We start from the raw sequence: 21,840 nt of genomic DNA on the forward strand, positions 1-21,840 counted from the left end.
AGTCCGTCGCAGTGATGCTTTCGCGGCACGGGCTGGGCGGAGTCGGCTGGCGCCCGCTGTCCCACAACGGCTTCTCCGGCGCACGGCTCCTGGGGAGCGGCGTATCGGCAGGTGGTTCCTGGGTACTGAAACGGACCTGTTGGGAGGACGACTGGATCATGCGGGCCACGGCGGACGTGCACGGCCGCGAGGCAGCCTTCGCCCGGTCGATGCTGATCCGCTCGGACCGAGTCAGGTCGGCCGCAGTCGACTCCGCAGGGGACGGCAGGCACTTCTACACCCTGATGCATGACATTTCCGGCCACCTCGTCCAAGGGCGAGTGGACCGGGCCTCCACCGAGTCGATCGTCAGCGCCATGGCGGAGCTGCACGCGGACCGGTTCAGTGCTCCCGAACACCACTGGTGCCGTCTCGACGACCGGCTTCTGCTGCTGACCAGTGGAACATCCGCATTGCCGGTCGAGCACGATGTGCGTGGACTGACGCGGGAGGTCGCGGCCGGATGGGAGCTGTTCGACAGGCGGGCACCACGGCACGTACGGAGTCTGCTCCACGCTGTCCGGGATGACGTGGGGCTTCTGCTCACTTCACTCGACAAGCTGCCGACGACGTCTCTGCACGGGGACCTCAAGCTCGACAACATGGGGGTGGACCGCACGGGCGTGCTGTGGCTGATCGACTGGGCACTCGCCGTGCGGGGTCCGGCGTGCGTGGAGCTCGGCTGGTTCATGGCGGCCAATGCCGGGCGCCTGGCACTCCACCCTCAACAGGTGGTCGACCTCTACGCGGACGTTGCCGCGATGGAGGTCGGGCTGCGGGATCTGCACGATGCGATGACGGCTCTGTGCGGGTTGCTGCTGCGGGGCTGGCGGATGGCGCTCGACACGGAGACCGGCACCGGCGCGGACGCGTTCGGATGGTGGTGTGAGCTGGCAGGACAGGCCGAGCAGTTCCTGTGACGTCGACGACCGCGAGCAACCGCTGCCATGCGATACACTCCGGCACATGTCTACGAGGTTCGGTTGGTATCAGCGCTTTACGCTGGCTCTGGGTGGAGCCGGCGGTCATATGCGCTGACCGTCGATCGAACATCCGGAGCCAGCAAGGCAGAGACGATTCCGTCTCTGCCTTTCGTCGTTTGAGGCGGCTGGTACACGGAGCACACGTGGCACGGGTCCAAAGCCGCCTCACCAGAGACGGGACCATCCCATGACCACGCCGCCCATTGCCCCGACGCAAGCGCAGACACAGACGCAGACGCAGACGCAGACCAACGATCTACGTGTCACCGGCTTCCAGCCTCTGATTCCGCCCGCCGCGCTGCGCGCCGAACTTCCCTTGACGCCGCACCGCGCAGCTCTCGTACAGAGCAGCCGTGAAGCCGCCAACCGTGTGCTGACCGGTGAGGACGACCGCCTCCTGCTGATCGTGGGGCCGTGCTCCATCCATGATCCGTCGGCGGCACGGGAGTACGCGGAGCGTCTGGCAGCCGCGGCTGCTCCGTTCCGCGACGATCTGTGCGTCGTGATGCGGGTGTACTTCGAGAAGCCGCGTACGACGGTCGGCTGGAAGGGACTCGTCAACGATCCTCACCTGGACGGCTCGCACGATGTCCAGCACGGGCTGCGTATCGCGCGGCAGGTACTGCTCGATGTGCTCGACACCGGCCTGCCGGTCGGGTGCGAGTTCCTGGAACCGATGAGTCCGCAGTACATCTCCGACGCGGTGACGTGGGGTGCGATCGGCGCGCGTACTCCGGAGAGCCAGGTGCATCGCCAGCTCGCCTCGGGGCTCTCCATGCCCGTGGGCTTCAAGAACGCCACTGACGGAGACGTACAGGCGGCTGTGGACGGCTGCCGTGCGGCTGCGGGACGTCATGTCTTCTTCGGAATCGACGGAGAGGGCTCCGGTTCGATCGTCTCGACGAGCGGCAACACGGACTGCCACATCATCCTGCGCGGTGGCCGGGGCGGACCCAACTACGGCCCCGAGGACATGCGCGACGCACTGGCGCTGCTGGCCAAGGCCGGCATGCCTGAACGCCTCGTCGTCGACGCGAGCCACGCGAACAGCGGCAAGGACCACGTTCGCCAGGCGGAAGTGGTCGGCGAAGTCGCCGAGAGGATCGCGGGGGGTGAAACGGGAATTGCCGGCCTGATGGTGGAGAGCTTCCTGCGCGAGGGCCGCCAGGAGCCGGGTCCGCTGTCGACCCTCACCTACGGACAGAGCGTGACCGACGCGTGCATCGGCTGGGAACAGACCGAGACGCTGATCGGTGAGCTGGCCCAGGCCGTACGCCGACGCCGAACTGTTCACGGCTGAAGACACGCCGAGAGCCCCGGTCCAACCGAGCGGCGTTGACCGGCAATTGACCTGAGAACCCGCCCCGACCTGCAGAAGGTCGGGGCGGGCAGACGAGTCGGGCTGTACGCCGGGTTCTGTCGCCCGGTCGCCTCGCGGCGGCCGGGGAGACGGCCATCCATCTAGGACCGGCATTGCTGCCGGTCTCGTGCGGTCTACCCGCGAACTCGGGCGGGCAGCCCTCGGACATTCGCGCAGGGCCGTCTTGCGACGGCCCCTCTTGACCTTGCTCCGGGTGGGGTTTACCTAGCCGCCTGAGTCACCTCAGGCGCTGGTGGTCTCTTACACCACCGTTTCACCCTTACCGAGGACCGAGGTCCCCGGCGGTCTGTTTTCTGTGGCACTGTCCCGCGGGTCACCCCGGGTGGCCGTTAGCCATCACCCTGCCCTGTGGAGCCCGGACGTTCCTCGGGGAGATCCGAGGATCCCCACGCGGCCGTCCGCCCGGCTCGTCTGCCGTGCCGACCATGCTACCCGCCTGGTGGAGGGCGGCCGGACGGGGCGGCTCGGACGAACGGCGTGGCCGAACGGCGTGGACGAACGGCGTAGACGAACGATTCGGGCTCCGGGGGCCGAAGAGACCGATGAGACCGATGAGGCCGGAGGGGAAGGGAGCCGGACGTCCGACGCGGAGGGTCCGGGTGCCGTCGTGGCCGTGCTCAGGCGGGGGCGAAGAGGACCTTCGCCGAACCGGGATCCGCCTGGGCGAGCCTGACCCGCAGCCGCTCCCCCAGCGGGAGCCTCGCGGTGCCGCCCTCGACCCGGGCGACGACGGCCGGGGCGTCGAGGTGGACGGTGCCCATCGTGGGATCCTGCTCCTTCACGTCGACGACGTACGCGTCGAAGACCTCACCGACCCGGTCCTTGAGCAGCGCGGCCTCGACCACGTCGACGCATTCGCGCTCCACCGTGTTGGCGCGCCTGGTGCCGTCCGCCATCTCCTTCGGCAGGCCGGGCAGCGCGGCAAGGGCCCACTCGGGCGGGTCGTGGTCCGCGACGGCGGCGAGGCACAGCTCGGCCGCGTACCGGTCGACGAGGCGGCGCAGCGGGGCGGTGCAGTGCGTGTAGAGGTCGGCGACGGCGGCGTGGACGGCGGGGGTGGGGAGTTCTCCGTGGTCGAAGACGGTGTAGCCGGCGCCTCGCAGCAGGGTGGTGCACTCCTGGAGGAACGCGGCGTGGTTGGCCTTCCTCGGGTCGAGGGAGCGGACGACCCCGGCGTACGGGACGTGGTGCGGCCAGTCGATGTGCAGCGCCTCGGCCGAGCGCCGGAGCCGCGCCACGGCGCCGTCCGGAGCGACCGGCAGGGTCCGCAGGATGCCGGTGCCGGTCTCCGCCATGAGGTGGGCGGCGGCCATGCCGGTCAGGAGGGAGATCTGGGCGTTCCAGCCGTCGGCGGGCCACGGAGCGCGGTATTCCAGGCCGTAGGTCCCGTCGCGTGCGACGATCTCCTGCTCGGGCACGTTGAGGGAGATGCCGCCACGGGCGACCTCCTGTTCCTCACGGAGCCGTCCGATGTCCCTGAGCAGGGCCAGAGACTCTTCGGCGGTGCCCGTGTCGATCTGCCGCTGGACGCCCGCGTAGTCGAGTTTGGCGCGGCTGCGGACCAGGGCCCGGCGTACCGAGGTGGTGGTGGTGCCGCCCTCGGTGTCGAGGTCGATCTGCCAGAGCAGTGCGGGGCGTGTCTGTCCGGGCAAGAGGCTGGCGGCGCCCTCGGAGAGCAGTGCGGGGTGAAGAGGGATCTTCCCGTCGGGGAAGTAGAGGGTGGTCACCCGGCGGTGCGCCTCGGTGTCCAGCGCGCCGCCGGGGCGTACGAAGGCCGCGACATCGGCGATGGCGTAGTGCACGCGGAAGCCCCGGTGCCGGCGTTCGAGGTACATGGCCTGGTCGAGGTCGGTCGACGCGGGTGGGTCGATGGTGAACAGCGGCAGGTCCGTCGCGTCCTTGTGTTCCGCCACCGCCGGTCCCCCGGCCGCCTGCTCCGCCTCGGCGAGGACGTCGGACGGGAAGCCGTCGGGCAGTTCGAGTGCGGTGCGCAGCTTGCACAGGGCCGCCCTCAGCGGCGTATCGGCCGGCCCGGTCATGTGGAGATGGCGGCGGGGCATGGACCGAGCGTATGGCGGGGCGGGCCGGGCGGCATCCCGGGTGGTGACGGTCCCGGCAGTCCCGGCAGTCCCGGCAGTCCCGGCAGTCCTGGCCGTCCCGGCAGGCGCGGTAGGCGCGGTAGGCGCGGCAGGCGCGGCAGGCGCGGTAGGGCCGGCAAGCGCGGTGGGGCCGGGCGGTTCCCGCCCAGACCGTCTGGACGGGCCCCGGTGCGGCAGCGGGATCACCGTACGCTGGTGCGCGGGCCTTCTCGGCCCGCCTGCCTGTGCGTTCGTACGAAGGAGAACCGCCGTGCTCGTGCTGTTGCCGCCCTCCGAGGGAAAGGCCGCGTCGGGGCGCGGAGCACCTCTGAAGCCGGAGTCGCTGTCGCTGCCGGGCCTGGCCGCGGCGCGGGCCGCGGTCCTCGACGAGCTGGTCGAGTTGTGTGCGGCGGACGAGGAGAAGGCCCGCGAGGTGCTCGGGCTGAGCGAGGGACTGCGCGGCGAGATCGCGAAGAACGTCGAGCTGCGGACGGCGGGGACACGTCCGGCCGGGGAGATCTACACCGGGGTGCTGTACGACGCCCTGGACCTGGCCTCCCTGAACGCGGCGGCCAAACGGCGGGCCACAACGTCGTTGCTGGTCTTCTCCGGGCTGTGGGGAGCCGTCCGGGTGGGCGACCGGATTCCCTCGTACCGCTGCTCGATGGGGGTGAAGCTGCCGGGGCTGGGCGCGCTCGGGGCGTACTGGCGCGGCCCGATGGCGCGGGTCATGCCGGAGGCGGCCGGGGACGGGCTCGTCCTGGATCTGCGGTCCTCCGCGTACACCGCGGCCTGGAAGCCGACGGGTGAGGTGGCGGAGCGCACGGCGAGCGTGCGGGTGCTGCACTCCCAGAGGGTCGGCGGGGTCGAGAAGCGGTCCGTGGTCAGCCACTTCAACAAGGCGACGAAGGGGCGCATGGTCCGTGAACTGCTGCTGGCGGGCGCACGCCCGAAGGGGCCCGCGGAGCTGGTGGAGACCTTGCGGGACCTCGGATACACGGTGGAGGCCGAGAGCCCCGCACGGGCCGGGCGGGCGTGGTCGCTCGACGTCGTGGTGACCGAGATCCACTGACCCGGCAGAGCAGCCCATTGCAACATGCGCAACGCTCGTTGCGTACTGTGAGTTCGAGGGGCAGGATGAGCGCATGACCTCCTCCGTGCTGGATCTTGCTCCCGTCGTCCCCGTTGTCGTCCTGGAGGACGCGGCCGACGCGGTGCCGCTGGCCCGGGCCCTGGTCGCGGGCGGGCTCCCGGCCATCGAGGTGACGCTGCGCACCGCCGCGGCACTGGACGCGATCAGGGCGATCGCGGCCGAGGTACCGGAGGCGGTGGTCGGGGCAGGCACCGTGATATCCGTACGCCATGTGTCCGACACCGTGGCGGCGGGTGCCCGGTTCCTGGTCAGCCCCGGCTGGACGGACACGCTGCTGGACGCGATGAAGGCTTCGGGGGTGCCGTTCCTGCCGGGCGTCTCGACGACGTCCGAGGTGGTCGCCCTGCTGGAGCGCGGAGTGAACGAGATGAAGTTCTTCCCGGCCGAGGCGGCGGGCGGCACCGCGTATCTGAAGGCGCTCTCCGCTCCGCTGCCGCAGGCCCGGTTCTGTCCGACGGGCGGCATCTCGCTCGCCTCCGCGCCGTCCTATCTGGCACTGCCCAACGTCGGCTGCGTGGGCGGAAGCTGGATGGTTCCGGCGGACGCCGTGGCGGCGAAGGACTGGGCGCGCGTGGAGCGGCTGGCGGCCGAGGCGTCGGCGCTGCGCGGACCCTCGCCCCGACCGTAGGTGCGACCACCGCAGATGCGGCAGGTACGACAGGTGCGACCACCACAGGTGCGACAGGTACGACCACCGCAGGGTGCGACTACCGCAGGTGCGACGTGTCGTTCAGCAGCCTGAGTGACGCGTTCCCGTCCGCGTAGTACGCCACCACGGAGACCGAGGCCGCCGAGAGTTCCATACGGAACATCGCTTCCGGCGGGGCGCCCAGCGCCAGCCGGGCCAGGGTCTTGATCGGCGTCACATGGGTGACCAGGAGGACCGTGCGCCCCGCATAACGGGCGGTGAGGCGGTCGCGGGTGGCCGCGACGCGGCGGGAGACCTCCGCGAAGCTCTCTCCGCCCCCGGTGGGTGCGGCCTTCGCGGAGGCGAGCCAGGCGTCCAGGTCGGGGCCGTAACGCTCACGGACCTCGGCGAACGTCAGCCCCTCCCAGGCACCGAAGTCCGTCTCGCGCAACCCCTCCTCGACCCGGACCTCCAGGCCGAGCCGGCCCGCCACCGCAGCCGCCGTCTCGCGGCAACGGCGCAGCGGCGAGCTGACGATCTCCTCGATCGTGCCCCGGTCGGCCAGCGACTGTGCGATGCGTTCGGCCTGGTGGCGGCCGGTCGCCGAGAGTTCGGGGTCGCTGCCGCCGCTGCCCGAGAACCGCTTCTCGGGGGTGAGGGCCGTCTCGCCGTGTCGCAGCAGTACGAAGGTGGCGGGTGCGCCGAGATCGGGCGCCGCGCCCCAGCCGACCTGGGGTGCGGCCGGGGCTGCGGCAGCCGTGGCCGGGGCTGCGGCTCCCGGCCGGGAGGCCAGGGCCGCGCGGGCCCTGGCCGCGCCCGCTGCCGCGTCCCCGGGCGGGCCCGAGACCGGCGGCAGGCCGACGGCCGAGGGCCGGGGGGTGTCGAGGGCGGCCGTCGACGACGACGGCTCCCACTGCCTGCCGTGCCTGCCCGCGTCCATCGCCTCGTTGGCGAGACGGTCCGCGTGCTTGTTCTTCTCGCGCGGGATCCACTCGTACGTGACGGTGGAGGCCGGCAGGATCGCGGCGGCCTGTGCCGCGAGCGGCTTCATGTCGGGGTGCTTGATCTTCCAGCGGCCCGACATCTGTTCCACGACCAGCTTGGAGTCCATCCGGACCCGCACCCGGAGCGTGCCGTCCGCCAAGGCGTCCGGCACCAGCGCCTTCGCCGCCTTCAGGCCCGCGATGAGGCCCTTGTACTCGGCGACGTTGTTCGTCGCGACGCCGATGTACTCGGCGGCCTCGGCCAGGGTCTCGCCCGTCGCCGGGTCGATGACGACCGCGCCGTAACCGGCGGGGCCGGGGTTGCCCCGGGATCCGCCGTCGGCCTCGACGACGAGCTGGCGCGGTCGGCTCATTACAGGCCCGACTCCGCCGTGCGGACCAGGATGCGGCGGCAGTTCTCGCAGCGCAGCACGGTGTCCGGGGAGGCCGCCTTCACGTCGTTGACCTCGGTGATGTTCAGTTCGAGACGGCAGCCCTCGCAACGGCGCTGGTAGAGGCGGGCGGCGCCGACCCCGCCCTGCTGGACGCGGAGCTTCTCGTACAGCTTCAGCAGGTCCGCGGGGACGGAAGCGGCGACGACTTCGCGTTCCTTGGTGACGGTCGCGATCTCCCCGTCGACCTCCCCGGTCGCGGCGTCACGACGCGCGGTCGCGTCGTCGGCCTTGGCCTGGACGGCGGACACTCGGTCGGACAGCTCCGTGACGCGCTCCTGGGCGGACTCACGGCGCTCCATCACTTCGAGGACCACGTCCTCCAGGTCGCCCTGTCGCTTGGCCAGCGAGGCGATCTCGCGCTGCAGGCTCTCCAGGTCCTTGGGCGAGGTGATCGCGCCCGAGTCGAGGCGCTGCTGGTCGCGGGCGGCGCGCTGACGGACCTGGTCGACGTCCTGTTCCGCCTTGGTCTGCTCGCGGGCGGTGTCGCTCTCCTCGGTCTGCGCGGCGACCAGCAGGTCACGCAGTTGCGCGAGGTCGCTGGTGAGCGACTCGATCTCGGCGTGCTCGGGCAGCGACTTGCGCCGGTGCGCGAGCTGCGACAGGCGTACGTCGAGAGCCTGGACGTCGAGGAGACGGATCTGATCGGCGGGCGCGGCGTTCAGTTGGGGGCTCCAGAAGAGTGGTGGGTGGTGGTGGTCCAGGGATCGGTGACCTGCTTCGAGACATGGACCCGCAGGTCCCATCCGTGGCGGTCGGAAATCGCGTCGAGCTGCGCCGCGGCCTGTTCGCACCAGGGCCATTCGGTGGCCCAGTGCGCGGCGTCGATCAGGCCGATCGGGGAGTGCTGCACGGCCTCGGAGGCCGGGTGGTGGCGCAGGTCGGCGGTGAGGAAGGCGTCGACGCCTGCGGCGCGCACCGCGTCGAAGAGGCTGTCGCCGGAGCCGCCGCTGACCGCGACGGTGCGCACCGTCGCCGCGGGGTCGCCCGCGAGCCGGATGCCCTGAGCGGTGGCGGGCAGCCGGGCGGCGGCGCGGGCGGCGAAGTCGGCCAGGTTCTCCGGGTGGTCGAGGACGCAGATCCTGCCGAGGCCGCGACGGCCCTTGGGGTCGGTCGGATCCGGCACGAGGGGCGCCTCGACGCGCAGGTCGAGCGCACCGGCGAGGGCGTCGGAGACACCGGGGTCGGCGGTGTCGGCGTTGGTGTGGGCGACGTGCAGCGCGATGTCGTGCCGGATGAGGGTGTGCACGACCCGGCCCTTGAAGGTGTCGGCCGCGACCGTCGTCGTACCCCGCAGGTAGAGCGGGTGGTGGGTGACGATCAGCTGCGCGCCGAGCCCGAGCGCCTCGTCGACGATCCCCTGGACGGGGTCGACGGCGAAGAGCACACGGTCGACCCGCGAGTCGGGATCCCCGCACACGGTGCCGACCGCGTCCCAGCCTTCGGCCCACTCGGGCGGCCAGAGAGCGTCGAGCTCGGCGAGGACTTCAGACAGACGGGGCACAAGGAAAAGGCTACCTGCCCTCCGTGCCCCGTCGTCCATGACTTCGACGACCCGTGCGAACGGGCCGACACCCTGCGAGGGAATCGTTACTTCACGCAGTCGGCGCGGGGGCCGTACTACACGCAGTCGGCGCGGGGGCCGTACTACACGCAGTCGGCGCGTAGGCCGTCACTTCACGAGGTCGGCGCGGAGGTCGTCGAGGACCAGATTCGCGGCCGTGACACCGAGGCCGAGGTACCAGGTCTCGTCGGAGACGTCCTTGGCCTGACCGTTCTTGACCGCCTTGAGGTTCTTCCACAGCGGGTTGGACTGGGTGGTGTCCCGCTTGGTGGCCTTCACGTCACCGTAGACACCGGTGAAGATCCAGTCGGCGTCGGCCTCGTCGATCTTCTCCGGGCTGACCTCCGCGGCGAGGTCGTTGATCTGCTGGTTCTTGGGCCGCGGCAGACCGGCGTCGTCGAGGATGGTGCCGATGAAGGACGCCTTGGCGTAGAGGCGGATCCGGTCCGGCATGTAGCGGACCATGGAGATGGTCGGCTTGTCCGGCCCGATGTCCTCGCCGAGCTTCTCGGCCTTCGCCTGATAGGCGTCGAGTGCGCTCTCGGCCTTGGCGGTCTTGTCCAGGGCCGCGGCGTTGAGGAGGTAGTTCTCCTTCCAGGTGAAGCCCGGGCGGATGGAGAAGACGGTCGGCGCGATCTTGGAGAGCGCGTCGTACTTGTCGGCGGCGCGCAGCTGGCTGCCGAGGATCAGGTCGGGCTTCAGGCCGGCGATCGCCTCAAGGTTGAGGTTGTTGATCGTGCCCACGTTCTTCGGGTCGCCCGCCGCCTTCTTCAGGTAGGAGGGGATGGCCGCGTCACCCTCGGAGGGGGCGTAGCCGACCGGCTTCACGCCCAGCGAGACGACGTTGTCGAACTCGCCGACGTCCAGCACGACGACGCGCTTGGGGGCGGACTTGATCTCGGTCTTGCCCATGGCGTGGGTGAGGGTCCGGGGGAACTGCCCGGCCTCGGCGTCGGTCCCGTACTCCGCCGTCTTCTTCGCGGCGTCGGCGAAGTCCTTGCCGCCCGTCGCGACAGCGGCCTTCTTGTCACCGCCGGCCGGCTTGGCCGCGTCCGCGTCGTCGCTCCCGCAGGCGGAAAGGGAAAGGGCGGCGGCCACCGCCAGGCCGACTGCGGCGGTACCGCGACGACGAAGGGACATCACTTCTCCAGTTGAAGATTACACAGGTTTCGCTTAGGGCTGCCTTACCTTACTCATTCACCCCAGATCGAGCACAAGCACCCCCTTGCGCTCAGGCAAACCCAGGCATCACCACCCTTATGTGTGAAGCGGTGAGGGTCGTGTTGTTCGGCAGGAAGTGCGAAAACTAGCTTCGGTTGCCGGAGGTGACCAGTCCATGACTGCCTGTGCCATCGAAAACGGGACCGCGGGGGCGGCCGGGGCCTCCGGGAACGCCGAAGAGGCGGTCCCGGAGGACGACGTGCCGGACGAGCCGGACGAGCGCGCGAGATTCCGCCTGCCCGACGGGGACGGCCGGAACGGGAACAACAGGGGCGACGCGGACGACGCGGACGACGCGGCAGGCGGCGGCCCGCCCGACCGGGACGGCGGCAATGGAGAAGGCCGCAGAAACGGCGAAGACCGCGGGAAGGGCGAAGACCGCGGGGACGGCTGGACGGGTGGCGGCCTGCCCGAGTGGGCCGGGGCGCCGGGCGGACCCGGCCTACCCGCCGCGGCAGCCCTGTCCCCGGCCCCGAAGCCGCCCCCGGCCACGGCCGCTGCCCCACCCCCGCCGTCGTTCACGATCGCCGCGGACGGTTCGTACGCGGCCCGGCTCGCCCTGCGTACCGTCGCCCTGGAGGCGCCCGCCGAGGCCGTGCGGGCCTGGTGCGTGGAGCGCTGGACGCTCGACGGGCACGAGCCGTACGCCGTGCCGCTCCCCCTCGACCAGCCGGAGGAGCCGGACTCCCAGGTGCTGCCGCTGACCGACGGGCGGGTGCTGATCCGCCGCCGGGTCGCGGACCGGCACACGTTCTCGCTGCTCTATCCGACCGGTCCCGGTACCGGTGAACTGCCGCTCGGCGCCGTCGGATGCGCGGATCTGACCCTGCTGCCGCCGTCACCGGACGGTACGAGCGCGTACGCGCTGTCGGTCGGCGCGCGCTCCACCTCTGTCTGGCTGGTGGCGGGCGGCGCCGCCGCCGGCCCGGAGCTGGTGGCCCGGGTGCCGGGGCGCTGCTCCGGCGGGGTCTGGCTGGACCGGGCGGGGCGGATGCTGGCCCTGGACCGGGAGATGCCGGGCGGCGGGCCGGTCAAGGCGGTGGCCGTGGACCTGGGCCGCGGCGGTGAGGTGACACCGCTGCTGCAGATCACGCCGGAGAGCGACGACCGGCTGGTGCTCGCCTGCGCGGACAGCGGTCTCCTGCTGATCCGTTCGAACGCGCCGGGGCACGACCGGCTCGGATGGGGGGTGCTGGGCAGCTGTCTGCCGGTGCGCTTCCCGGAGTGCCTGTGCCCGGCGGATGTGGCGGTGACGCCGTTCGCCGTACAGCCGGGGCAGATGCTGATGCCGGAGAGCTGCGCGGTGGCCCTGCGGATCGACGGGGCGGCGGGCAGCTGGCTCGGGGTGTGGCGCCCGTCGGGACGTCGGCTGCATCAACTCGCCGCCCCCGAGGGGTGGCAGGCCGGTCGCGGGGTGTGGACCCGCGACGGCGTACTCAGACTTCCGTACGCCAACGAGAGCGTGGCGTGCGGGGTGGCACTGCTGGAGGCCCCGGCGGACGGGGAACACGGCGCGCGACCGGCGTCGCGACGGGCGGCGGAAGCGGCTGAGGAAAGTGGTAGGCAACCCTCCGCCGCTCTCACGACTCTTCCGATGTGCAGACCGGTTCCACTGGGGCAGGCGCCTCTCACGGGGCGCATGGCGCCTGGTTAAAATCCTGGGCCGGGGCTACGCAGCCGTATCCCTCGGTCGCCGACGGTGACCGTGTTGTGGTGGCGTGACCGGCCCTGGTGACACACAAGTAAACGATCACAACGGGGTGACTTCCCACATGTCTGAGGCCCGCACCGACACGACCCAGACGCGTACGCCGGGGGCGGACGCGGAGTCGGGTGAAGCCGGCGGCTCCGGAAAGCACCGAGGAGGTGTGTCGGTGGACGACGCGTCAGCACAACCGCACGGCCGTCACCGCCGCCCCTCCGAGGGGGACAGCAGAGCGGCCTGACCGCGCGGAACATCAACGAGGGACGGGTGGGCCCCGGCAGCCGATCGGACAGCTGCCGGGGCCCACCCCTGTTCGCCGTGCCGTTGCCGTCAGCCCCGTTTCAGGCCGAGCACCTCCGCCGCGGCGAAGGTCTCGCCCGCCGGGCGGTCCTCGTAGTACGGCGATATCAGCTTGTCCAGCTCGTCGAAGGAGAACGTCTCCTTCGACGAGTCGAACTTCGCCGCCACCCTGGGGCGTTCGACGATCGCGACCATGCCGCCGTGCACGACGAGCAGTTGGCCGTTGACCTTGGCGGCTGCCGGCGAGGCCAGGTAGCCGACCAGCGGCGCGACGTGCTCGGGCGCGAGCGCGTCGAGCCGGCCGTCCGCCGGTTCCTGGAAGCCCGCGAAGACGTCCTCGGTCATCCGGGTGCGGGCCCGCGGGCAGATGGCGTTGGCGGTGACGCCGTACTTGGCCAGGGCCAGGGCCGTCGAGGTGGTGAGGCCGACGATGCCGCCCTTGGCCGCCGCGTAGTTCGGCTGGCCCGCCGAACCGGCCAGGAACGCCTCCGAGGAGGTGTTGACGATCCGGCCATGGACCGGGCCGCCGGACTCCTTGGCGCGGGCGCGCCAGTGGGACGCGGCGAAGTGCGTGGTGTTGAAGTGGCCCTTGAGGTGGACTCTGATGACGGAGTCCCATTCGTCCTCCGTCATCGAGAAGACCATCCGGTCGCGCAGGATGCCCGCGTTGTTGACCAGGATGTCGAGCTTTCCGTAGGTGCCGACGGCGAGTTCCACCAGGACGCGGGCCCGGTCGTGGTCGGAGACGTCGCCGAGGTGGGCGATCGCCGAGCCGCCCGCCGCCCGGATCTCCTCGACGACGTCCTCGGCGGGGGCCGCGGACGCCTCGCCGGAGCCGTCGCGGCCCGGCTGCCCGTAGTCGTTGACGACGACGGACGCGCCGAGCCGCGCCAGTTCCAGCGCTTCGGCGCGTCCGAGGCCGCGGCCCGCGCCCGTGACGATCGCCGACATGCCGTGCAGGGGAAGAGACGGGGGAAGTGACATCGGAGCCTCGAAGCCTCTCGGGTGGGAACGAACAGGGCGGGGTGGGAGTGCGATGCAGGTGCGATGCAGGTGCGCGGCGCGTCGCCGGTTCTCGCCGGGCCGAGGACCGTCGGAGCCCGAGGGCGACGTACGCAGCGACTCCCCGGCCCTCGTCCGGCTCTCGTCGTGCTCTCGTCCGGCTCTCGTCCGGCCAGGGACCGTCAGAGCTCGATGCACGTACGCAGCGACTCGCCGGTCCTCATCTGGTCGAGGGCGTCGTTGATGCCGTCGAGCCGCACCCGGTGGGTGATCATCGATGCGAGGTCGATGCGGCCGGCCCTCCAGAGCGCGATGGCCCGCTCGTACGACCGGAGCACGTCCCCTCCGCCGTACATGGAGGGCAGGATCCGCTTCTCGTCGAAGAACAGCTCGAACATGTTGACCTGGAAGTTGTCGTCCATCGCGCCCGCGCCGACCACGCAGAGGGTGCCGCCCCGCCGGGTGTTCTCGTACGCCGTGCGGGCGGTGGCCGACTTGCCGACGACCTCGAAGACGTAGTCGAAGCCCTCGCCCGCGGTGATCCGCTGCTTGGCGTCGGCGAGTTCGTCCGGGGACACCGCTTCGGTCGCGCCGAACCGCAGGGCCGCCTCGCGGCGGGACGCGACCGGGTCCACGGCCACGATCTGGGCGGCGCCCCGCACCCTGGCGCCCTGGATCGCGGAGATGCCGACCCCGCCGCAGCCGATGACGGCGACCGACGAACCGGCCTCCACCTGCGCGGTGTTGATGGCCGCGCCGAGCCCCGTGGTCACCCCGCAACCGATCAGCGCGGCGATCTCGAACGGTACGTCGTCGGGGATCGGCACCGCACAGCCCGCGCCGACGACGACCTCCTCGGTGAAGGTCCCGGTGCCCGCGAAACCGAAGACGTCTCCTCCGGGGCGCTTGAAGTTCGGCGTTCCCGCGTTCATGAAACCGGCCAGGCAGAGCTGGGTCTGGCCGCGTCTGCAAGAGGGACACGTCCCGCACGCGGGCAGCCAGCAGACCAGCACCCGGTCCCCCACGCTCAGCCCGGTGACGCCGTCGCCGACGTCGACGACCTCGCCCGCGCCCTCGTGGCCCGGGATGAATGGGGCGGGCTGCGGCAGCACTCCGCTCATCGCGGAGACATCGGAGTGGCACAGTCCGGTGGCCCGGATGCGGAGCCTGACCTTGCCGGGGCCGAAGCCCACCGCCTCGACGTCGTCGAGGACTTCCAGTTTGTCCTGACCGATCTCGTGCAGTACGGCTGCGCGCATGGTGCGGCTCCCCTCATGGGCCCGTGGACCTCTTGGAGTTGGATCAGGTGTGTGCGACGAAGGTGTCGCCGAGGACCGGGGCGTCGTCCCGCTCGACGGCGCGCACCTCGACCCGGACGTGGTCCTTGCCGGTCCACATCAGGACGCGGAGGGTCTCGCCGGGGAAGACGACCCCGGCGAATCGGGTGCGGTAGGAGCGGATACGGGTCACGTCGCCGCCGAGCACCGTGTCGGTGACGGCCTTGAGCGTCATGCCGTAGGTGCACAGACCGTGCAGGATCGGCCGGTCGAATCCGGCGAGGGCGGCAAATTCGGGGTCGGCGTGGAGCGGGTTCCAGTCGCCGGAGAGACGGTAGAGCAGCGCCTGGTCCGGGCGGATCGGCCGCTCCACGACGTGGTCGGGGGCGACTGCGGGGTACGCGATCCGTTCGGAGGGACCGCGCTCGCCGCCGAAACCGCCCTCGCCCCGGACGTAGATCTGGGCGTCGTTGGTCCACAGCGGGCCCTGGTCGTCGGCGGCCTCGGTGCGCAGCACCAGCACGGCCGCCTTGCCTTTGTCGTACACGGCGGCGACCTTCGAGGTCTGTACCGCGCCGCCCTTCACCGGAATCGGCCGGTGCACGCGTACGCTCTGCCCGCCGTGCAGGACGGCGGCGAGGTCGACATCGATGCCGGGCGCGGAGAGTCCGCCGACGACGCCCATGCCCGCGCCCGCGACGGTGGCGAAGGAGGGCAGCACCTGGAGCCGGGACTCCAGGGTGTAGCGCAGCTCGGCGGGGTCGGTGGCAGGGTCGGTGGCACAGTCGGTGGTGGGGCCGGCCGGGCCGGGACCGGATCCCGCGCCGATCCCGAGGTGGTAGAGCTGGACGTCCTTGTGGTCCCAGTTGATCCGGGTGGACCGGGGTTCGGCGGCGACCGCCTTTTCGGCATCAATGGGCATGGGACACCTGCTCCTTGACGGTGGAAAGACCTCGGTGCGGCCGTCCGCACCGTCGGCCGCACCGAGGTCGTGCGGGACCGGCTGCCACGCCCGTTCTAGAACGCGTTCTAGCCGATGACCCCCATGTATAACGCAGCGCCCAGCCGTTGTGAAGACTGTTGCTGACGTAGCGTCAGACATGGTTCGGCAGTCGGGTCGGACATGGTTCGGTGGCGGGGTCGGACATGGTTCGGTGGCGGGGTCGGACATGGTTCGGTGGCGGGGTCGGACATGGCGCGGCGGCCGGCCGGGCATCATGACATTTGTCATCGCGAATTCCGTACGCACGCCTCTGCCGGGGCACCGGGCACCGTCCGTAGCGTCGGGGTCATGAAGCGGACAACGGGGAGTTCGGCCGCGGTGGACATCACCGCGGCGGTCAAGACATTCGGCCGGGCGGGGCGGACCGTACGGGCCGTGGACGGCATCGATCTGTCCATCGGCCGCGGCGAGACCGTCGCGCTGCTCGGCCGCAACGGCGCGGGAAAGTCCACCGCCATCAGCCTGCTGCTGGGCCTGGACGAGCCGGACTCCGGCCAGGTGCGGGTGCTGGGCCGGACCGCCGGGCAGGCGGTGCGGGCCGGCCTGGTCGGCGCCATGCTCCAGGACGGGCGGCCCATCCAGCGGGTCACGGTCCGCGAACTGATCGCCTTCGTCGCCTCGGCCTATCCGCAGCCGATGCCGGTGGCCGAGGCGCTCTCCCTGGCGGGCGTCCAGGAGTACGCGAACCGGCGCATCGACAAACTGTCCGGCGGCCAGATCCAGCGCGTCCGCTTCGCCGTCGCGCTGGCAGGCAACCCGGAGCTGATCGTTCTGGACGAACCGACCGCCGCCCTGGACGTGGAGGCGCGCCGGACGTTCTGGGAATCGATGCGTGCCTACGCCCGGCGCGGCAACACCGTCCTCTTCTCCACCCACTATCTGGAGGAGGCCGACGAGAACGCCGACCGGATCGTCGTCATCGACCGGGGACGGATCGTCGCGGACGGCAGCGGCGAGACGATCAGGGGCGCGGCCGGCGGCGGCCTCGTCTCCTTCGACCTGGCGGGCCGGCCGGCCGAGGGCCTGGAGCTGCTGCCCGGTGTCATCGCCGTCGAGGTGTCCGGGGACCGGGCGCTGCTGCGTACCGACGACTCGGACGCCACCGTGGTGGAGCTGGCCCGACGCAGCGCGATCCGCGGCCTCCGGGTCTCCGGGGCCACGCTGGAGGACGCGTTCCTCGCCCTCACCGCACCTGCTTCCGTAGCGACTGCCGCACCGGCTGCGGCACCGGCGTCCGGACTGACTGGCGCACCGGCTTCCGTAGCGACTGCCGCGCGGGCTGCCGTACCCACTTTCGTACCGAATTCCGGACCGGCTGCGACACCGGCTGCCGCACCGTCCGCGACCACGACCGACTCCGACAGGAAGACCGTGTGATGTTCCGCTACATCGTGCTGGAAGTGCGCAGGACCTTGCGCGACGGCTTCTTCCTGATCTTCGGGACCGGGATGCCGGTGATGATGTATCTGCTCTTCACCAACATCGGGGGCGGCGGGAACGTCGATGGCTGGAAGACGGCCTCGATGGTCGGCATGGCCGCATACGGTGCGCTGGGTTCCGCCATGTCGATCGGTACGGGGGTCGCCTCCGACAAGACGCTCGGCTGGCTGCAGCAGCTGCGGGTCACCCCGCTCGCCCCGTCGCGGGCGGTCGTGGGCCGGGCGATCAGCGGTTCGGTGACCGTCCTGCCGACGGTCCTGACGGTGCTGCTGGCCGGCGGGCTGGTCAACGGGGTGCGGCTGGAGGTCTGGCAGTGGATCACACTGGCGCTGCTGCTGTGGATCGGCGCGCTGCCGTTCACGTTGCTCGGCCTCGGCAACGGCTACCGGCTCACCCCGCAGGGCACCGGGGCCGTCAATGTGGCCTGTCTGATGGGCTTCGCGATCGTCGGCGGGCTCTGGTTCCCGCTGGAGGTGCTTCCCGGGTGGCTGCGTTCCCTCGGCCGGTTCACCCCCGCCCACCGGTTCGCCGACCTGGGCTGGGCGACCACCGACGGGCACGCGCCCGGCATCGGCACGGTCGCCGTGCTCTGCGCGTGGCTCCTGCTGTTCGGCGCGTATGCGGTGATCTCATACCGTCGGTCCGCGAGGACCATGTGACATGCAAGGACCATGCGACACGCAAGGACCGTGTGACGCGCAAGGACCCTCCGACATGCAAGGACCATGTGACACACGAGGACCGCGTGACATGTGAGGACGGTCTGACACACGAGAACCGCGTGACACGTGAGGAATGTCTGACACACGAGAACCGCGTGACGGGAGCGGAGATGTCCAGGAACCGAACGAGCGCGGGAGAGGGCTGGCGTACCTGGAAGGGACCGCGCGCACGGCGCGGCAACCGCCGCCCCGGCCCGCCCGGACCGTACGCCCTGCTGCCCTGGCTGCTGATGGGTCTGGGCAGTTTCTCCAACCTCTTCCAGGGCGAGGCCGCCAACCCCTGGCTCGGTGGTCTCGGGCTGTTCACCTTCAACTCCCTCTACATCTCCGTGGTGTTCCGCGGCTTCGACCGGAGGAAGCGCGAGAGCCCGGTGTCGTACGGGCTGCTCGCCGCGATGGCCGCCGTCACGTTCGCGCTCGCGATCGGCTACGGCGGGAGCTGGCTGCTGTTCTTCCCGTTGCTCTCGCTGGCCTGCGGCGCGATCCTGCGCCGGCGGTACCTGGTCGTCGGTCTGCTCTCCCTGGCCGTGGTCGCCACCCTCGTCGCCGTCTGGCGGGGGAACGGCGGCTCGGACCCATGGACCATCGGCTACGGCACCTTCATCTCCGGCGCCGTGACCGCCGCGATCCTCACGCTTGCGGAGACGGTGAAGGAACTGCGCGCCACCCGGCAGGAGTTGGCCCGTACCGCCGTCGAGAAGGAACGGCTGCGGTTCTCCCGCGATCTGCACGATCTGCTGGGCCACACGCTCTCCGTGATCGTCGTCAAGTCGGAGGCCGCGCGCCGGCTCGCGCCGCACGACATGGACGCCGCGCTCCGCCAGGTCACGGACATCGAGTCCGTGGGCCGCCAGGCCCTCACCGAGATCCGCGAGGCGGTCACCGGCTACCGCGAGGGGAGCCTCGCCACCGAACTGGACCGGGCCAGGTCCGCGCTGGCCGCCGCCGGAATCGAGCCGGTACTCCGCCGCTCGGGGCCACCGCTCGCCCCGCAGACGGAGGCACTGCTGGGCTGGGTGGTGCGGGAGGCCGTCACCAACGTCGTACGCCACAGCAACGCCGCCACCTGCACCTTCGTCGTCGACGGCACCCCCGACCGCGTCCGGTTGACGATCACGGACAACGGCCGCGGTCCGTCCGCCTCCGCCGCACCGCCCACGCCGGGCATCGGCGGCACCGGCCTGAAGGGGCTCACCGAACGTCTCGCCGCGGCGGGCGGCTCCCTGAAGGCGGGCGCGGGAGCGGACGGCGGGTTCGTGGTCACCGCGGAACTGCCCGTGGACGCGATGGAGTCGACGGGGTGACCCGACGCCTCGACCTCGGCCCACACGGCGGGGCGGGGACCGGTTCGTCGAAGCGGTGATGCGTCCACCGGCGTCTTTCCTGCGCCTTTCCTACGCCTTTCACCCGCCTCCGCCCCGCCGGGGCGGGTTCGCGCGGCGGCTCCCTGGCTACGCTGGCGGCATGACTGACATGCCCGACGAGCGGCCCGCGAAGTGTGTACGAGTCCTGCTCGCCGAGGACCAGGGCATGATGCGCGGCGCGCTCGCCCTGCTGCTCGGTCTGGAGCCGGACATCGAGGTCGTGGCCCAGGTCGCCGCCGGGGACGAGATCGTGGCCGCCGCGCTGAACTCCCGCCCCGATGTGGCACTTCTGGACATCGAGCTTCCCGGCCGCAGCGGACTGGACGCCGCCGCCGATCTGCGCGAGGAGGTGCCGGACTGCCGGGTGCTGATCCTCACCACGTTCGGCAGGCCCGGCTATCTGCGCCGAGCGATGGAGGCCGGGGCGGCCGGCTTCCTGGTCAAGGACGGTCCGGTCGAGGAACTCGCGACGGCGATCCGCCGGGTGCTGGCCGGGGAGACGGTCATCGACCCCGCGCTGGCCGCCGCCGCGCTCAGCGCCGGACCGAGCCCACTCACCGCGCGGGAACGGGACGCGCTGAACGCCTCCGTGGACGGGGCGACGGTCGCCGACATCGCGGCGAAGCTGCATCTGTCCGAGTCGACGGTACGGAACTATCTGTCGTCGGCCATCGGCAAGACAGGCACACGCAACCGGATGGAGGCGGTACGGGCGGCGCGTCAGCAGGGGTGGCTGTAGCGCCGACCGGGGACGACACGGCACCGAGGACCGGGCAGCCGCCGCGCCCGGGGCAGGTCCGCCGCCACACGTCCTGGTCCCGCTGGGTCACCCTGGCCATGCTCGCCCATGCCTTCCTCGCTGTCGTCCGGGCCGACGAACACGCCCGCCGGCCGGTACCGAGCGACCTCACACCGCTCACCTGCAACAAGATCCAGCGGCTGTTCATCACCCTCGCCGCCCGACCCACCCACGACGACACCCACCGGCTCAGTTGATCCGACTGGCGACATCGACACCAGGCCCTCTCCAAGGCTGGCCACTATCGGAGGCAAGTCGCCGAATCATGAAGATCGCGATCTACAGCCGGAGTACTAAAGGCTGTCCCGCAAAGGACCGGTGGGACGAGTGCCACCTGAAGGCGCCGAAGCCAGCTGGGTGGATAGCGTGTAGAGGTTCATGGAGGCAGCGGTCTTTGGGGGACAATTGGGACGCAGCAGGTTGCCTGTGGAGAATGTGGGCGACGGCGACCTCTGGCTCTTCGTCGAGCCGTACGGTGAGGACTACTGGCTGAAGCCCGGGGAGGTCTTCACGGTCGCTCCGGAGGTTGAGGGGATCGATGTCTGGTTCTCTACCGCTGTCTGCCAGGAGGGCATCACGGTGTGGCTCTACGAGGATGGTGACCCGACCAAGGTCGTCCTGGAGTACACAGTGAGTGACGCGGACGGCACACGGCTGGAGTGCGGGCACCAGAGACCCTCGAAACCGGCGGGCTCCAGCGCGGCGGAACCGGGCTGAACCCCTCGCTCATCGGGTTAGCGCAAGATTGTGCAGCTGGGCAATGCCCAGCATGGCGTGGTGGACGCCGTTGCCTTTCAGACGGCAGTCGCGGAGGATCTTCCAGGTCTTCATGCGGGCGAAGGTGTGCTCAACTCGGGCGCGGACTTTGCGGTGGGAGGCGTTGTGGGCTTCCTTCCAGGCCGGTAGCTCGGTCTGGCCGGGGTCTCGGCGGTGCGGGATGATCAGACCGGTGCCGCGGTAGCCACCATCGGCGATCACGGTGGTGTTGCCGACCGAGCTCTTGGCTCCGGACAGTTCCCATGCCTTGCAGTCGTTGCGGTTGCCAGGCACAGGCCGGCCGACGCAGACAACAAGACGTGAGTCGGCATCGATGACGACCTGGTGGTTGGTCGAGTAGCGGTAGTTCCTGGACTGCTCCGCCACGCCGTGGTCCCGCGTCGGCACCAGGGTGCCGTCCACGATCAGCACCGTGTCTCTGCGGAAGCGGCTCCGCGGCCGCAGCGCGAGCAAGGGGCCGAGCTGGCTCACGATCCGGCCCGCGGCCGACTTCGAGATCCCGAACAAGGGAGCCAACTGCCGCAAGGTCAGGTTCGTCCGCCAGTACGCGGCAACCAGCAACACCCGGTCTTCCAGCCGAAGACTCCACGGACGGCCCCTGCAAACAAGGGGCGGACCTCCGCGCCGCAGCATGGCGATCAGCTTCCCGAACTGCTTGGGACTCAGCCCGGAGTACGGCGCTATCCATGACGGCTTCGACGCCGTGATCACAGCCCCCACATGAAGATCATCTCAGTCGTGGGCCTTGAGTCCATACACGGTCCAGACCTACGCGCCCTGGCTCCGCCGGCCGAGGTCGGTAGGCCAGCGGTCCAGGTTCCGGGCCAGAGAAACCCCTCAGGTCACGGCACGACCGTACTTGCGGGACAGCCCTTAGAGCTCGTAACACGATCATGAGCGGGCTTTCTTGAGGCGTCTGTAGCAGATGAGGCTGCAGGCGAGGGAGACGAAGGCGTCGTGGAGTTCGGT

The 21,840-nt window shown here is 70.8% G+C and carries 19 protein-coding genes, 1 other RNA gene and 1 pseudogene; 11 read left to right on the plus strand and 10 right to left on the minus strand.

Going from position 1 to position 21,840, the window contains the following annotated elements; translation table 11 throughout:
• Positions 1-14: 14 nt before the first annotated feature.
• Positions 15-959 carry a phosphotransferase family protein gene (locus ACFVUT_RS35795; protein WP_389671124.1) on the plus strand — a complete coding sequence of 315 codons (945 nt, stop codon included), beginning with the start codon at positions 15-17 and terminating at the stop codon, positions 957-959.
• Positions 960-1,209: 250 nt separating this feature from the next.
• Positions 1,210-2,322, plus strand: coding sequence for a 3-deoxy-7-phosphoheptulonate synthase (locus tag ACFVUT_RS35800; RefSeq protein ID WP_389652899.1), 1,113 nt, complete (start codon positions 1,210-1,212; stop codon positions 2,320-2,322).
• A gap of 89 nt (positions 2,323-2,411) precedes the next feature.
• Here the strand turns inward: ACFVUT_RS35800 and rnpB are convergent.
• An RNA gene (gene rnpB / locus ACFVUT_RS35805) (RNase P RNA component class A) lies at positions 2,412-2,813 on the minus strand.
• A 207-nt stretch (positions 2,814-3,020) separates the two neighbouring features.
• Positions 3,021-4,463 (minus strand): RNB domain-containing ribonuclease, encoded by a 1,443-nt coding sequence (locus ACFVUT_RS35810; protein ID WP_389652901.1) that lies wholly within the window; start codon positions 4,461-4,463, stop codon positions 3,021-3,023.
• Between the two features lie 289 nt (positions 4,464-4,752).
• Between ACFVUT_RS35810 and yaaA the strand changes: the two genes are divergently transcribed.
• Both yaaA and eda read left to right on the plus strand, forming a co-directional pair.
• On the plus strand, positions 4,753-5,553 hold the full coding sequence (gene yaaA, locus ACFVUT_RS35815) for a peroxide stress protein YaaA (protein ID WP_389652904.1): 801 nt from the start codon (positions 4,753-4,755) through the stop codon (positions 5,551-5,553).
• Between the two features lie 73 nt (positions 5,554-5,626).
• The gene (eda, locus tag ACFVUT_RS35820; RefSeq protein WP_389652906.1) at positions 5,627-6,262 is read left to right on the plus strand and encodes a bifunctional 4-hydroxy-2-oxoglutarate aldolase/2-dehydro-3-deoxy-phosphogluconate aldolase; all 636 of its coding nucleotides are present in this window, start codon (positions 5,627-5,629) and stop codon (positions 6,260-6,262) included.
• Between the two features lie 79 nt (positions 6,263-6,341).
• Here the strand turns inward: eda and ACFVUT_RS35825 are convergent, their stop codons facing one another.
• From ACFVUT_RS35825 to ACFVUT_RS35840, 4 genes are all read right to left on the minus strand, one after another.
• The gene (locus tag ACFVUT_RS35825; RefSeq protein ID WP_389652908.1) at positions 6,342-7,619 is read right to left on the minus strand and encodes a bifunctional RNase H/acid phosphatase; all 1,278 of its coding nucleotides are present in this window, start codon (positions 7,617-7,619) and stop codon (positions 6,342-6,344) included.
• A complete protein-coding gene (locus ACFVUT_RS35830; RefSeq protein WP_389652974.1) occupies positions 7,619-8,362 on the minus strand; it encodes a zinc ribbon domain-containing protein in 744 nt (247 codons plus the stop codon). Before ACFVUT_RS35830 ends, ACFVUT_RS35825 begins: the two co-directional genes overlap by 1 nt.
• Complete coding sequence (locus tag ACFVUT_RS35835; RefSeq protein WP_389652910.1) at positions 8,359-9,201, minus strand: Nif3-like dinuclear metal center hexameric protein; 843 nt, start codon at positions 9,199-9,201, stop codon at positions 8,359-8,361. The genes ACFVUT_RS35830 and ACFVUT_RS35835 overlap by 4 nt, the downstream gene beginning before the upstream one ends.
• A 168-nt stretch (positions 9,202-9,369) precedes the next feature.
• The gene (locus tag ACFVUT_RS35840; protein WP_389652912.1) at positions 9,370-10,401 is read right to left on the minus strand and encodes an ABC transporter substrate-binding protein; all 1,032 of its coding nucleotides are present in this window, start codon (positions 10,399-10,401) and stop codon (positions 9,370-9,372) included.
• Between the two features lie 196 nt (positions 10,402-10,597).
• Between ACFVUT_RS35840 and ACFVUT_RS35845 the strand changes: the two genes are divergently transcribed.
• Positions 10,598-12,136, plus strand: a complete 1,539-nt coding sequence (locus ACFVUT_RS35845) for a hypothetical protein (protein ID WP_389652915.1) — start codon at positions 10,598-10,600, stop codon at positions 12,134-12,136.
• 381 nt (positions 12,137-12,517) lie between these two features.
• Here the strand turns inward: ACFVUT_RS35845 and ACFVUT_RS35850 are convergent, their stop codons facing one another.
• From ACFVUT_RS35850 to ACFVUT_RS35860, 3 genes are all read right to left on the minus strand, one after another.
• Positions 12,518-13,471 (minus strand): 3-oxoacyl-ACP reductase, encoded by a 954-nt coding sequence (locus ACFVUT_RS35850; protein ID WP_389652918.1) that lies wholly within the window; start codon positions 13,469-13,471, stop codon positions 12,518-12,520.
• A gap of 200 nt (positions 13,472-13,671) precedes the next feature.
• Entirely contained in the window at positions 13,672-14,748 is a 1,077-nt protein-coding gene (locus ACFVUT_RS35855) for a Zn-dependent alcohol dehydrogenase (RefSeq protein WP_389652921.1), read from the minus strand.
• A 43-nt stretch (positions 14,749-14,791) separates the two neighbouring features.
• Positions 14,792-15,688, minus strand: coding sequence for a MaoC/PaaZ C-terminal domain-containing protein (locus tag ACFVUT_RS35860; RefSeq protein WP_389652923.1), 897 nt, complete (start codon positions 15,686-15,688; stop codon positions 14,792-14,794).
• A 369-nt stretch (positions 15,689-16,057) separates the two neighbouring features.
• On the opposite strand from ACFVUT_RS35860, the gene ACFVUT_RS35865 reads away from it, so the two are divergent.
• The 6 genes and pseudogenes from ACFVUT_RS35865 (at position 16,058) to ACFVUT_RS35890 (ending at position 20,811) form a co-directional block, all read left to right on the plus strand.
• Positions 16,058-17,146: an ABC transporter ATP-binding protein gene (locus ACFVUT_RS35865; protein WP_389652926.1), complete on the plus strand. Its 1,089-nt coding sequence runs from the start codon at positions 16,058-16,060 to the stop codon at positions 17,144-17,146.
• Complete coding sequence (locus ACFVUT_RS35870; RefSeq protein WP_389652929.1) at positions 17,146-17,868, plus strand: ABC transporter permease; 723 nt, start codon at positions 17,146-17,148, stop codon at positions 17,866-17,868. Before ACFVUT_RS35865 ends, ACFVUT_RS35870 begins: the two co-directional genes overlap by 1 nt.
• Positions 17,869-18,041: 173 nt before the next feature.
• Positions 18,042-19,235: a sensor histidine kinase gene (locus tag ACFVUT_RS35875; protein ID WP_389652932.1), complete on the plus strand. Its 1,194-nt coding sequence runs from the start codon at positions 18,042-18,044 to the stop codon at positions 19,233-19,235.
• Positions 19,236-19,395: 160 nt separating this feature from the next.
• Positions 19,396-20,034 carry a response regulator gene (locus ACFVUT_RS35880; RefSeq protein ID WP_389652935.1) on the plus strand — a complete coding sequence of 213 codons (639 nt, stop codon included), beginning with the start codon at positions 19,396-19,398 and terminating at the stop codon, positions 20,032-20,034.
• Positions 20,035-20,087: 53 nt separating this feature from the next.
• Positions 20,088-20,363 (plus strand): annotated as a pseudogene (locus tag ACFVUT_RS35885) (IS701 family transposase); the annotation flags it as partial.
• Between the two features lie 166 nt (positions 20,364-20,529).
• Complete coding sequence (locus ACFVUT_RS35890) at positions 20,530-20,811, plus strand: hypothetical protein (RefSeq protein WP_389652938.1); 282 nt, start codon at positions 20,530-20,532, stop codon at positions 20,809-20,811.
• A gap of 9 nt (positions 20,812-20,820) precedes the next feature.
• Here ACFVUT_RS35890 and ACFVUT_RS35895 read toward each other — a convergent pair whose 3' ends face one another.
• Positions 20,821-21,591 (minus strand): transposase, encoded by a 771-nt coding sequence (locus ACFVUT_RS35895; RefSeq protein ID WP_389652941.1) that lies wholly within the window; start codon positions 21,589-21,591, stop codon positions 20,821-20,823.
• Between the last annotated feature and the right edge of the window lie 249 nt (positions 21,592-21,840).

Source organism: Streptomyces sp. NPDC058051, from assembly GCF_042885475.1.
Lineage (GTDB): Bacteria > Actinomycetota > Actinomycetes > Streptomycetales > Streptomycetaceae > Streptomyces.